This is a genomic window from Nostoc sp. DSM 114160 (genome assembly GCF_053470305.1).
Window position 1 is genome coordinate 961,678 of the sequence record NZ_JBPFGO010000003.1, and the last position, 14,067, is coordinate 975,744.

Here is a 14,067-nt window from a genome sequence, read left to right on the forward strand (position 1 = left end):
ATTATGAGGCAAGACGGGGATTAGTAAAATTGTCTGCCTTGCCTCGTAATCTCAAGAATTAGAAAACTCACCAGCAACTACCGTGATGAGCGAAATATTACACGCCCTGGAGATTCTTCTTGATTAATTCGCGCATACACTCGAAGAGAAGTTAAGACTTCGCCAGGAATACCACCACAGTCTAGTTGTAAGTCATCCTTGGATAAAGCACAGATATCTGCATAAAGCCCCGATAATTGGCGAATTCGCACTTCATTACCTGCATTAATAGCTTCATCAGCGACTTTCTTCAGGATGCGTCGTGATTCATGTTGTAGCTTTCCCCACCAAGAATAGCGTTCAGCCGGTGGTACGAATACTAGGGAATGTATCGCTTCGTCCATGTCAATCCAAGCACGGAGAATTGACAGGGGATCGGTATTTTTCTCAGCTTTTTGGGTGCGTTGGAAGCGATCGCTTAAAGCATCAATATATCGATCGCGCTGTTCGGGTTTAGAGTGTAAGGAAACGACATCGAAGCTAAAAACGCTCTTTAAAGCGTGATGTAAATCTGGGTCTATTTCGATAAAATTCATATATAAAAATAGGAATGCTGCTGGTAAATCAGATGCATTACCTTGAGTAACTAGATGATTTGAAAGTGGTTGTTGATACAAACTTAATCCTTGAGTTTGAACAGTTCCACTAAGACCGGGGTAGATAATTTCGTCGCGGATAAAGGGAAGTTGAAAAAGATTAGAATTATCTGCGATCGCACCAACTTCTTGAGCTAAATCTAAGGTGCGCTGTTGCCAAGTTGCAGCTAAATCCTCTGGTATTCGCAGCAGTTTGCGTTGAATCTCATTCCACAAGTCTGAGTCTGTTTGACTTTGCAGTTGGGAATTACCCAGATAATAACTAAGTTCTGAGTCGGAATCGAAAGCTTCTCGAAGATGACTTAGTTTTAACTCATCTGGCGCATCTTCCCAACCAGTATTTTGCTGTGGTGGTTCAGGTTGTAAAAGGTTATGAAGTTCTTGCAGCACATCATCACATATTTTAGCTCCTGGATCTAGTGGTAATTCTGCGCGAGCCTGATTTAAACTAGCCTCTAGTCCATACAAACTAAACCGCAGTAACCGGGCTAACTCCGAGTTTTCTATCTCTAATAATTGACGCAAGTGCTGCATGAATCTCACCTCCAAATATTTTCGTAGCGAATAAAACTTGGCAAACCTCTGCGCCCCTTTGCATTTAAAAATATTAATTTTTTTCAACGCAGAGGAACGCAAAGGTTAACGCAGAGGAACGCAAAGGTTTAATGCAAGAGTTAATGTATGCCGCAAAAGGGATCGCGTTCTTTATCAACTTCATTAGGTTGCAATTCTAATTCAGCACGATAAACACATCCTTCTTCTTTCAAGCATTCTTGATTTGATGATGTCCAGTAAGGCACTTCACCAGCGTGCATCCTTAGAATACCTCGATCGTCGAGAGTTACACGATATTGGCAAGGGTAATCTGTGGTTACATCTGGTTTGCTGAGTGCGCCAATTCTTATCCATTTTTTGCTGTTGGTTTCGGCATCTGTTTGATAAACATAGAAGGTGTGCTGGCCAGTTTGTGGGAATGGAGGTAAGGGATTACTAATTAACCCAATTCCTGGTTGCGTCACCCCATCGCGCAAATAATGAAATTTGTGAAACGTTTTACTACCATCATTTCCGACTTCAAATACAAGATGATAGGCATCTGGTTGATCGACAGTTGCTGACTCAATCACATTGACGGCAATATCGCCATCATTTAAATCTTTATTGAAGCGTTCTACAGCAATATTCCAATTCAATTTACCATCAGCAAATAGCGCTGAAGTTTCTGAAACTACTGATTCTAAATCAATACCAGAAATGTCAATCAAATAATGGGGATTTCCTTGACAAAGCAATACGTTAAATTCGAGGGTTTGGTCAATCTCAAACTGGACTTTGATTTTTTTCAGAAATTCTACTTCTGGCATTTCCAGTTGATTCATCAGGTTTTTGCCGTCAAAGCTTCCCCATAGTCGTAAATCTCCCTCTTCGTAATCTTGACGGTAGATAATATTAGTTAATTGTATGCCTTGCCAATGAGTACGAACTTTAGCAACAGTTTCCCAAGGTGCGAGTTGATAGAGTTCTTGTCCAGCTTTGAATATAGTTAGTAAATCGTTGCTTTGGGTTTTGCGTTTGAAGTTGCAGGGTAAATAATAAAATAGATTTTTGACATCAATTTCTAGCTGGTTGGCTCCCTTACGCAACAAGCTTTTAGACTCTTCAGGGTCGAATCTCAATCTTCGTAACTTTTCGGCATAGCAAGCACCAGCGGAGGTGGCTAGCTTGGTAAATTCCAACACAAAAGTAATCCGTTCTGGATTCCAAACAAAATATGGAGATTTACTAAATTCTTGGTAGATTTGACGCTGCACTACGTCTAAATTACAAGTTTTCCCAGACAAAATTAACCAATCAACTTTTTGGGAATTCCAAGAATCTTTGGTAAGATTGTCGGCACGCAAACGACTTTCCATCAATCCTTTGGCAATTCCGATCGCTTCTTTAATTCCCGAAGCGGCAGCTCGTTCAAATTGCTGGTTATCTAAGGTGACGCAGATGTTATTGGGATCTTTGACTTGTAATTTAACAGCGCTTTGGGTAAGCAATTCGGAAATTTGCTGCTCAGAAAGTGTGAAGGTTAATAGAGAATTCTCTGTTGGTGGCTTTTGTCCAAGTTTCAGTTTTGCGGCTTCTGCATAATCCCAGAGAATATAAAAGGATTGCAGACGTTGAGGTGCTTGTTGCCAACGAGTCGGCAAGACTTTCTCGGCTGTATCTAAGGCATCTTTGTAAGCAATATCGCCTTCTGGATTCTCTTTATCTAGACATTTTAAAAGACTGCCAGTTTTAAATTTGCCTTGTTCTAAGAAGCGCTCGTTTAACTCGGAGTTAATTAAATCTTCTAGCTTTTCGTTTTCAAGCTCGCCTATTGTGACTGCTGTTAACAAAAAATCGGCGATCGCAACTTTTAATAATCTGAAAATTCGCAGTGTAATTAACTCCCCGCCTAATTGTAAATGACCGGATGAACCTAATAGTTTGGGAGTAAGTTTATAGTAACGTCCTCCTAAACCCCGGTCTTCATAATCGGCAAAGGCTGGGGTTTTATCTTCTAGAGTCAGTTCAATTAAAGCTAAGTCTGTGGTTCCCCCACCAATATCCAAGACGAGGACATTTTGTGACCATTTATTTCCTACTTGGCGACAACGGGTTTTGAATGACTCGATCCCAATGTTGAGATTACCGCCAAATTCTCGCCATAAAAAGAATATTGCCACAGAAACGGCTTCATCATAAGCAGTTTGCACATCATCGATTCCCAACTGCTCAACTAATTCTCTAACTTCTTTACGAACAACTGGTGGGGCGACTGTTGGGTAGGTGACAACTGCTGTTAAAAAATCTCCTTCCGAAAATCTGCGTCGTGCGTGTTGGCGATAATCTTCAGTTAACTCGATTAAATGCGCCCAAGCAGATTGGATTAACTGGTTGGCGGTAATTGTTTCTTCTTCGCCATCCAAAATAACTGAAAACGATCGCTCTTGGCCAAAATAGCGTTTGGGTGAATGGTGAAATCTGCTGATAATTTCCTTTAAAGAACCGCTTGTACCTTGAGCGATCGCTTTTTTTCTGTTATCTCTAGCTTCCCTACCCATCCGCAGTTTTAAATCCTCTAAGTGTGAAATTTCCGCCTCGCTGGGAATTTCCGTATCGCGGCGATCGATATCCAGCACAACTGGGATCAGATTTTGCGACTCTAAGGTAGGGACGCGGAACACCTCATGATAGATTTGGTAAAGTTTTTTGCTGACAGCACGGCGGAATCTCTCGCTGTTTCCTAAAGAAAGTTCAATTTGGCGAATTGCTTCCAAAAATCGCTCTTTATTATCACTTTCAAATACTTCGCTCAATCGGCTGGGTTCTATCTCTAAATTTTTGCTAATTTCTATGATAAACTTTGCCCAATCATCAGTGCTAACATCCGGTAAAGCTACTGAGGCGGGAGAACTCAGCCATTGTGATAAGCGATCGCGCAACCGCATTTCTTGCTCTTTAGGTAAAATTTCTGCGATCGGTACTTCAATAGGATCGAAAAGTGTGACTGTCGAATTCGATGTACCAAAATCTAAAGCAAACCATCCCGGAAATCTTTTTTGTTGTTTCTCGCTTGGTTCGCGATCGGTATAGTTATTCAGTTTAAAAGGGTTCATTATAGTATCAAATAATTCTGTTGAACGATCGCTTTTTTATCTAGGGCGATGCCTACACCTTTTCATATAAAAGCGTAGGCATCGCTATGAAAATTCCATCATTTACTAAGTTTATGTTGAAGATTCTTGCTCACTTGCAAGTCTTACTTGTTCGATAGTTAAATTAAGTAATTGGGCAACCTCTTCCATTGATATACCACGAGCTAAGAACTGAGGTACAAGTTCAAGTTTTACTTGTTCTCGTCCTCGTTGTACTCCTAGTTCTATCCCCTCTTGTTTAGCTTCTTGATAAACTCTAGTTTCTTCTAACTTAACTCCTAACATTGCCTCTACCTCTTCACGACTTAAGTTTGCGAATTTATAAACTGCGATCGTTGTGATTACTCAGATGCAAGTCTTACTTGTTCAATGGTTAAATTAAGTAATTGGGCAACCTCTTCTATCGACATACCACGAGCTAAGAACTGAGGTACAAGTTCAAGTCTTGCTTGCTGTAATCCTTGTTGTATTCCTTGCTCTCGTCCTAGTTGTATTCCTTGTTCTCGTCCTAGTTCTAATCCTAGTTCTATCCCCTCTTGTTTAGCTTCTTGATAAACTCTAGTTTCTTCTAACTTAACTCCTAACATTGCCTCTACCTCTTCACGACTTAAGTTTGCGAATTTATAAACTGCAATCGTTGTGATTACATCTATTATCTCCTTCTTAGCCAAGACAGTTATCTGCTCTTGTTGCACCCGCTCAATTAAACGTTTCGCATCCTGAACCATTTGAGTCTCTGAGGCAATAGTCAACTGCATCAAACTAATACCTACTTTGTACTCATCAGGATTACCTAACTCATCTAAATAAATCCGTTGTACTTGAGAACTGTTCAGTAACGATCTGTGAATAGTGGTTTTTTCTGGTTCCAAGCTGCGAGACTGTAAAATAATTACCCCGTACCAGTCATCGTAAAGTGACGCGTTACGATACATATACAGCATGGATTCTGAGAAAAAGCGATGGTACAGTAACTCATCCTTTTGGAATTGTACCTCAGCAAAAAAGATTATCTGAGATGTTGCATCCGGTGGAGGTAAAAATACCCCATCAATCCGAAATGTTGGTTCTTTAACTTCAACTGATTCAAAGCGATAGCTAGCAGCTTCAGGCGGTGGCTGTTCTACTAACTCGAAAAACAATCCTGGGACACGCTTGAAAATTGTATAAAAAATCGCATCACGCCTCATAAATACATCCTCATATCTTGACGCGAGCGCGTCATCTCAAATCATCTAAATAAGAAACAGCAGCAAGTTCGGAAATAATCTGCAACCAAGTCGGAATTTGGATTTCAGATGGTAATTCTCCAGCCGCCAAATATCTTAGCAAATTTTCTTTTTTGGAAAGGTTTTGCAAACTAGGAATAATTTGATCCAAAATACCTTCTAGTTCGGCATTAATTTGCTGATTAACTTCGCTAACATACTGCACAAGATGGAGGCTGGCGCTAGCTGTAATTTCATCTCGCAGTCGCAGTACTAAAAGTTGGTGATTGCTCGATCTGGGTAAACCTTGGCTTTTCTCTGGTGCCCAATCAAAGATTTGACCAACATTGTGTTTATCGTCTTGACGTGCTAAGGGAAAGATAATTTCGGGCGCAACAGTTTTATCTTTACTACTGATTTCCGAGACGATTGCTTCTTTCCATTCGTTAGGATCGCATCCTAGTAATAATTTGTAAAAGAGATCGGCATCTTCAAAACCAAATTTTTCTTCAATTTCTTGTTCCATTTCTGGGTGGAAAAATGCCTGTAATTGTTCGCGTTCTGGGGCTATATAATTTGATAATTGGTTCAACAAATCTACCACGGCTTGCTGGATGCGATCGCGGGCAAAATCTTCTACTTCTTTAACGGTTTTCTCAAATACTGGATAAAAATCATCGCTCTTAGTCGGAAGGGAAGTATTTACGCGGTTTCCCCGATCGAATAATTTCCCAGCTGCACCTTTAGATTCTGCCAGAGCGATCGCTCCATTATTGGCTTTGTTGAAGAGTAAAGTCCACTGGTTCCAATTGAGGATTCTAAAGGTGAGTTCGTCTTTCACTACATCGCTGACAACAACACCGCGCCGATCTTTGAGTGGTTCTTTCCCGATATCTTTTTGAAAATTTCTGTAGATTTTATCTAAGCTTTCGATCAAAAAACGCAATTCGATAAAAGCGGGACTATCGCCTGTGGGGATACCTTGCTCGTGAATTTCATCTATGATGTCTTTCAAGCGATCTTGTTGCTGACTTACCACATCAGCAGCTCTTTTGGTATCTTCATACAGTTGCTTCAGACCATGAGTAGCTACGTGAGTTTGAATCAATTCCCGCAGCTTACTAAGTCCGCCATCTTGACTAAAGTAACCCAATTGTCTGCCCAAATAGCTACGAGTGTTAGATTCTATCAAATTTTTACTTAATAGCTCCCATTTCTCTTGTAGCCGTTTAGACCTGTCTAGGTAATCAGGATAGTCCAAGTTAGCTAAAAAGTCTGGCGAACCAGCTTTGACTTTACTAGAACGTTTTGCCAATTCAGCTAATCCCAATAGTGGCGACAGTAAAACGATGCGGTCTTTTTGGGTTGTAAATGCTGCTGCACCGTCAATGGTAGTTTGCAGAACTTTGAGTTTTTGGAGAACCGTTTCCTCTTCTAAATGGCTATCTTCAATCAGATGGTCAAGTTCTCTTTCGCCACCCTCGCTATCTAGAGGGAGTTGATCGAAACGACCCACACCAACGAGAATTAAATCTTTCAGGTCTTGTCCCGGTCGCTGCTGCTGCATCATGGTGAAGATTTTATTGGCGCGATCGCTTCCGGGAGATTTACCATTTAGCAATACCAAAATTGTCTGTACTTCTGCCAATTCCCGCAATGACAAAAAGGTATCCCTAGCCCCAGAATTAGCAGCCCCCAATCCCGGAAAGTCGATGAGAATAAATTTAGCTGCATCTGCAAAATCCCAAATTTCCCGTGAGATTTTCACATCAATATCGACGCGGCGGATCAGTGGGAAACTGTTTTGCAATAACTTTGTTGGTAGCCTCTGGGGTGGACTCGGTAATCTGATGTGCGCTGGGGGTAGATCCTCGAATTTCAGAGTTTGGATTGCCATTGGCTGCTCGACTAGCTGTAGCCCCTCGCGGGCAGTCACCGCATCAATTTGGTAGTGCCCACCACACATAACTTCCCCATAAGCTTGATAAGCCCGCAGGAATAATACCAACTCCCGGAGTAAATAACGCAACTCTAAATTGTTACTGCTATTCCATGCTTCTTCACACCAGCCAATAATATCTGTGCCAGAGTTGAGTTTCGATACTGGTATCGGAGGAAGCCCTGCTGCTGTGGTTCGTTTATTGGCTTCCCCTAGCATGAAGCGGAGACACTCGTGTACTCCCTCATGGGAAAGATACTCTACCGTAAAGTTGCTTAATTGCGTCGTTGTAAAATCGTCTTGCGGAATAATATGTATGGCGGTAACATTACCTGTAGTGGGGTTTTCACTGACTGGTAAAGCATCTGCATATCCAATTAGACTGCCTAAAAGTAAGGTTTTTCCACTACTAAATTCTCCCATCACACCAATTTTGACAGGCGAAGTTGCCAGGCCTACAGTTTTCTGGGCAGCCGATCGCAAACGCAGAAGACAGTCATCAAGACTAGCTGGAACCCAATCTTCTTGTTTAGAAGGGTACTGGGGCACAGAATCTATCTTTCGGAGAATGAATTCGCCGTACTCCTTAAAACGGCCCAGTTTATCTGGTTCCATAAAGTAGTTTCCGCCTAACATTAATTTCTGTGAGCTTTATAACATATAAAATGCGATTACCAGGCATTGTTACAACCAGTTGATATCACATTTAGCATTTCTCTCATTTAATTTGTGATTTTGGGATGAAGCATTTTGCATAGTCAAGACAATTTTGAAACATTGGATTTTGTTAGGAAAAATAAAAAAGAATACATTCTTCAAAATCAAGGTTCGCGAATGAGTGAAGTTGGCTTTTATACCACTAAATTATTGAAGACCGCTTAGTAAATATGTGGGTATTCAACCCTTTTATACACATGATTTAAGGCATAAGAGTTTTAGACAATTTTTACGTAAGTCCTTTATATATAGGAATCCGCTTTGATTCAAAGAAATTATTTGCGTAGGCAGGGAATAGGGAAGAGGGAACAGGGAATAGGGAAGAAGGAATAAATGTGTACTGAGTTTTTTTCACGCAATCAAATAGGAGTCCTATACAAGGTTTTTGGTGCTAACCCAAGGGTATTAGAATATAATTCACTACTACACAAGCCAAATCCGCCTAAGCAAAAATTTTTAAACCAATGGAGGTGGGTAAAGTTTCGTGTAGCCGCGATTTCTAGTCGCCAGGACTTGGGAGCATCCCAATTTGGCAAAAATAAAATAATCTGGGGATTCAATCAAGTGGTTATTCTGACTCTTGCTCAAATCCAAAACTAATGTCTAGCAAACACTAGACTTCTTGGCATTTGTCGGGAAAAGGGGAAGGGGGAAAAGGTTCTGCAAAAGTCCCCTTCCCCTTTCACCAAAACCTTTTCCCCAAGAGTGCAAAAAGCACAAGTGCCAAGAGGTCTACTCATTGGGAGACTAACAGGTATAGATTTTTACCAAATAATAAGACCTCTCCTTAGTTGTACTAAGTGATAGAGGTCTTTGGAGTTATGTTATTTTGGCTAACAGTTTAAAAACTGCTTGTTATATCAGCTCATAACTGTTCTCTTACGCTTGAAGATGATCCCTAAACCACCCATTAACAGTGCGCCCATAATAGTAGAGGATTCGGGAACAACTTTAACCGTTGCGGCTATAACTTTGAAATCTGGCCCATTGTCGTTAGGAATACCAGGAATAAGCCCATTATTGTTAGAGCTAGTTAATCGCAGTGTTTGAGTAGTGATTCCATTTAAACTAATGCCTATAGAGCCAATATTGAAAGGCCCATTGTTAAGGATGGGGAAGACCTGAGTACTGATGTTATAGTCGGCTTTGCTGTAGTTTTGCCTCAAAATTTTGTAAGTCGCTATAACTTCATTATTTTCACCCAAAGCTTCCACCAATAAATCGCTATCGCCTGCAACTGAACCACCTGCTGTTCCACCACGCTCCCAAAAGAGGAAGGTATTCACGGGATTGGCGAAGGAGACTTCAATGCTGTCTGTATCTGCATTTTCTCGCGTCACCAGAATGCTATTTAGATTTAAGTTTCCCAAACTGTCAACAATGTCTTGAGCAGTTGGATTTGGTTTTGAGGGGCCTTCAAAAAGCAGGGTGTCATCAGGAGTATTAGGGCCTCTTCCTGAATTCAGTACACCGAATACATTTCCATCTGGAAGAATGTATGTATCATTTCGGAGAATCTTTGCTTTGGTGACAACTTCAAAGCTACTAATCGTTCTTCCACTAAATTCTACTGAATCCAACCGGATATCCCTTGTGGGATCGTTGAGTAAACTAGATGTAGGGGTCGTTAGTCGGAGTAGCTGTGACATTAGTTTTAAACGAAAATTGGGTGAATGGTGCTGTCTGAGCATGAGCAGGTACTGTTAGTATTAGGGAAGCCACTGATATAAAAGCAGCACTTGTTGCGATCGCTATTGTCTTTGCAAAGATATTTGTCATTTGTATTTTCACCTTGATAGACACCAAAAAACTTACCTGAGTGAATCAGATAGGTTACTAGACAGAACAAATTAGTCGCACAGTCTCAAATTTGTGCAACCTCACCCCCGCTTCTGCAAAAAGCGAATTATCAGACTTTTTTACACTTCGGACAATTAACCCTTCAGTTTTTGAAAGTCTTTAATCAGATTTATGATTATTTACTACTAAATCTTGGTCGGTTTACCGTAGTTTAGTAGAACTATCCCATAGCTTTTTGTCTGTGTCAATTAGTTAAAAAAGTTTTTATAACTTTTGTGTGGGCGATCCTTTCAGCCAAAATGCTGTTATTAGATACAATACCTTAGCCAATTTACAAGAATTCAACGCCCGTAGAAACGGAATGAATACGTCCTAAAGAAGTAATTTTGGCAAAATCTGGGTTAATAAAATAGGATCGGGCATTTCAGGAAGCATTTTTGAAATTTCACGGACATATCGAAAACCACCATAGAAAGCCTTAAGATCGATAATGCCGGAGTCGGGATTGTGTTGACGAAAATCTAAGAGTTGATGATGGGATAAGCTGGTCATAAAAAATGCGTGTTTTAGCAGCATTAGTCACCGCAGTTTGACTGAGGTTCATAAAGTTTTCTAATCCCCAGAACTGCTTGGTATCTCTAAAATCAAACTTGATTTAGAAGCGTAAATGCCTTGCAGAGAATCATATAGTTTTAGTGAAGCTAAATCAGGTTTTTCAGCAATGCAATTACATAGCTAAGATGAATTTCTCAGTACTTCAAAAAAGAAACAAAGTAAAACAAGCTCTCTGATATATATAGTTTAAATTTCACACAAAATGCTGAAGTTAATCTTAATGATAACTTCAGCATTTTTTCAATTTATTTACACTAAAAGAGGAATTACTGCATATAGAAAAATAAATAAAGTATTAAGATCGTTAGCAGGTTGGCATAAACAAGATTATATCCATGTATTAAGAAATTGTATTTTCAGCACATTACCTTAATAATTTAGGCAGAGCAGGCAGGCAAAAGTGTTTTCTAAAAAGGTGCAGAGCTACGTTAAGCAAATCATAGTTGAAGAGGAAGAGATACAACAGGATGAAAAAGGATTCTGCCAGCAGGCGGATATTGCTCCTCTGATGATTTGGATGTCTCGATGTAATGCACTTTACTGTTACTTCAATTCTAATTGGCTGAAATTTACTGGAACACATCTCACAAAAGCCGCGTCTGCATCTGCGCGAGCAGAGGAAATAGGCAATATTTGGACTGGCAGCGTCCATCCAGAAGATAGACAGCGATGTGAAGATATATACCTGAGAGCATTTGTGACGTATGATTCCTTCCAGAGGCAATATCGCCTGCGTCGAGCTGATGGTGAATATCGCTGGATTTTAGATACAGCCGCGCCACGATTTGCGGCAGATGGTAGCTTTGTCGGTTACATCGGTTATTGTATCGATCTAACAGAAGTGCCGATCGGGATCGGTCAACCTTCCCTAACAGAAAGCTGCTCGCTATCGACAAATTCCTCTCGTTACCTACGTAAAATTACTGAAGAAGAACGAGCAACAGAATTAGCAAAAGCATTAGAGCAACTGCAAGCCGAAATTAGCAAACGCCAAGCAATTGAAGCAGAGTTACGCCAAAAAACCTCAGAATTTGCCGCGATTTTGCAAGTACTTCCTGATTCCTACTTTCGCATTGATGCTGCTGGAAGTATTCTGGATTACAAGCAAGGGTTGATGGAGAGTCTGTATATTTCACCAGAAGATTGTCAGGGCAAGAGTTTGCACGAATGCTTACCGACTGCTGTAGGCGATCGCTTCCATCAAGCAATAAATCAAGTACTTGAAACTCAATATGAAGTCAGTTTTGAATATACCTTACCGCAACCAGGAGAAAACAAGAATTTTGCAGCTAGGTTATTACCATTACCAGACCAGCAAATTATAGTTCTTGTTCGCGACACCAGCGACAACATCCAAGCAGCTTTAATAGAAAGTGATGCCAAGTTCCGCAGCATTGTAGAAAATGCCAACAACGTTATTTTTGCGCTGACACTTGAAGGGATATTTTCCTACGTTTCTCCTAATTGGACTGAAATCTTTGGGCATGAAATTGCAGAGGTTGAAGGCAAATCTTTTATTCCTTTTATACATCCTGACGATGTGCATATTTGTGTCGATTATTTTCAAAGAATTTTGACAACAAGCGAAAAACAAAAACCAATCGAATATCGAGTCCAACACAAAAATGGTAATTGGCGATGGCATACAAGCAACTCATCTGCTATTAAAGACGCTAATGGCAATATTTTGTACTTCGTTGGTATTTGCTATGACACCACTGACCGTAAAGAAGCAGAAATTGCACTCAGAGAAAGCGCCCAACGAGAAGCACTCCTCAATCGTCTTTCTAGCCAAATTCGAGCTTCTTTGGATCTCAATTACATTGTGGAAACCGCAGTGCAGGAGATTCGCAACTTATTCCAGATCGATCGCTGCGTCTTCTTTTGGTATCGGCAAGACGCTGATGTACCATACTGGGAAAGAGTCTATGAGGCGAAAAGTTCCTTTTTACCGTGTCTACTTAACCAACAAGAAGCAACTCATGCCGAAATCAAACTAATTGCAGCCAAAACCTTGAACGGAGAAATCATCCGCGTTGATGATACTGAGACTGTGGGCGATTCCATAGCAGAGCAATTTTTGCAGGATTTTGGTTTTACTGCTTTTATGGCGCTGCCTGTACACACCCAATCTGGTGAAATTGGTGCATTTAGCTGTGGTTATTGTAGTGGCTTTCGTCCTTGGCTGAACAACGAAGTAGAATTACTACAAGCAGTTACAGTTCAACTAGCGATCGCCATTGACCAAGCTAAACTTTACAACCAAAGTCGCATTACCGCCCAAACTGCCCAAGACAAAGCCCAGCAACTAGAAGCAGCACTGCTAGAACTTCAACAAACTCAAACGCAACTAATTCAAACTGAAAAAATGTCCAGTTTAGGACAATTGGTTGCAGGTATTGCCCACGAAATCAATAATCCCGTCAATTTCATCTACGGCAATATTAGCCACGCCAGTGAATATACTAAGGATTTGCTGCACTTAGTAGAACTTTATCAACAAAGCTACTGCCCACCAACACCAGAGATCGATCGACAAATTAATACCATTGATTTGGAATTTCTCAAGCAAGATTTACCCAAAATTCTGGAGTCGATGAAGATGGGAGCCGAACGCATTCGGCAGATTGTCCTATCTTTACGCAATTTTTCTCGCCTTGATGAAGATGGTACAAAAGCAGTGGATATTCATGAAGGGATGGATAGCACTTTACTGCTATTGCAAAATCGCCTCAAAGCCAAACCAGGACATCCCGAAATCCAAGTAATTCGAGACTACGGCAATCTACCACCAGTAGTCTGTCACGCCGGACAGATGAATCAGGTGTTTATGAATGTGTTGACAAATGCGATCGATGCTTTAGAAGAGTCATACTCTGTGGGAAGGCGAAGCGCCTATATCAATAGTCATACCCCGCAAAAAGGCGTTTGTGTAGCGTCTCCAAGAGTTGCGCCTATGTCATTAGCAAACAACACTGAACAAATGACTTTGCCACAAATTCATATTCGCAGCCTCATCCAAAAAGACTATGTAATCATTAGCATTGCTGACAATGGCCCTGGGATGAGTGAGGAAGTACGCAAACGCCTATTTGATCCCTTCTTCACGACAAAACCTGTGGGTAAAGGTACAGGTATGGGATTATCAATTAGCTACCAAATTGTAGTCCAAAAACACGGTGGAAAGATCCATTGTATTTCAGCACCAGGAGAAGGAGCCGAGTTTGTTGTAATGATTCCACTAAAGCAAGAACCCTCAACCTAGATATCACGCAATAGAGATAAAAGTGAAAAAATGTAGAGATGTAGCACTGTTACGTCTCTAGAAGGGTTCTGGATAACGCATATTTAATTTCTCGATATGTGTAATCTTAATCTAAACTTAATCAAAGCTTAACCTAATAGTTGTTAACTAAGATCAACTCACTTTTTGCTGCAACATTTTAACCCCCTCAATAACCTAA

At 40.6% G+C, this 14,067-nt stretch carries 8 protein-coding genes and 1 pseudogene; 1 reads left to right on the top strand and 8 read right to left on the bottom strand.

Translation table 11 applies throughout. The features are described 5' to 3' along the window. Positions 1-77: 77 nt before the first annotated feature. From NSTCB13_RS29395 to NSTCB13_RS29430, 8 genes and pseudogenes are all read right to left on the bottom strand, one after another. Positions 78-1,169 carry a hypothetical protein gene (locus NSTCB13_RS29395; RefSeq protein ID WP_448274685.1) on the bottom strand — a complete coding sequence of 364 codons (1,092 nt, stop codon included), beginning with the start codon at positions 1,167-1,169 and terminating at the stop codon, positions 78-80. A gap of 140 nt (positions 1,170-1,309) precedes the next feature. Next, positions 1,310-4,285, bottom strand: a complete 2,976-nt coding sequence (locus NSTCB13_RS29400; protein ID WP_448274686.1) for a molecular chaperone — start codon at positions 4,283-4,285, stop codon at positions 1,310-1,312. Between the two features lie 111 nt (positions 4,286-4,396). Then, on the bottom strand, positions 4,397-4,609 hold the full coding sequence (locus NSTCB13_RS29405) for an aspartate aminotransferase (RefSeq protein WP_445626879.1): 213 nt from the start codon (positions 4,607-4,609) through the stop codon (positions 4,397-4,399). A gap of 56 nt (positions 4,610-4,665) precedes the next feature. Then, positions 4,666-5,514 carry an Rpn family recombination-promoting nuclease/putative transposase gene (locus NSTCB13_RS29410; RefSeq protein ID WP_448274687.1) on the bottom strand — a complete coding sequence of 283 codons (849 nt, stop codon included), beginning with the start codon at positions 5,512-5,514 and terminating at the stop codon, positions 4,666-4,668. Between the two features lie 31 nt (positions 5,515-5,545). Beyond that, on the bottom strand, positions 5,546-8,086 hold the full coding sequence (locus tag NSTCB13_RS29415; protein WP_448266232.1) for a proteasome protein: 2,541 nt from the start codon (positions 8,084-8,086) through the stop codon (positions 5,546-5,548). Between the two features lie 962 nt (positions 8,087-9,048). Continuing rightward, positions 9,049-9,837: an exosortase-dependent surface protein XDP2 gene (locus NSTCB13_RS29420; protein ID WP_448274688.1), complete on the bottom strand. Its 789-nt coding sequence runs from the start codon at positions 9,835-9,837 to the stop codon at positions 9,049-9,051. After that, positions 9,800-9,967 carry a hypothetical protein gene (locus NSTCB13_RS29425; protein WP_448274689.1) on the bottom strand — a complete coding sequence of 56 codons (168 nt, stop codon included), beginning with the start codon at positions 9,965-9,967 and terminating at the stop codon, positions 9,800-9,802. Before NSTCB13_RS29425 ends, NSTCB13_RS29420 begins: the two co-directional genes overlap by 38 nt. A 352-nt stretch (positions 9,968-10,319) precedes the next feature. Continuing rightward, positions 10,320-10,643 (bottom strand): annotated as a pseudogene (locus NSTCB13_RS29430) (IS4 family transposase); the annotation flags it as partial. Positions 10,644-11,003: 360 nt separating this feature from the next. Between NSTCB13_RS29430 and NSTCB13_RS29435 the strand changes: the two are divergent. Then, positions 11,004-13,868 (top strand): PAS domain S-box protein, encoded by a 2,865-nt coding sequence (locus NSTCB13_RS29435; protein WP_448274690.1) that lies wholly within the window; start codon positions 11,004-11,006, stop codon positions 13,866-13,868. Positions 13,869-14,067 lie beyond the last annotated feature (199 nt).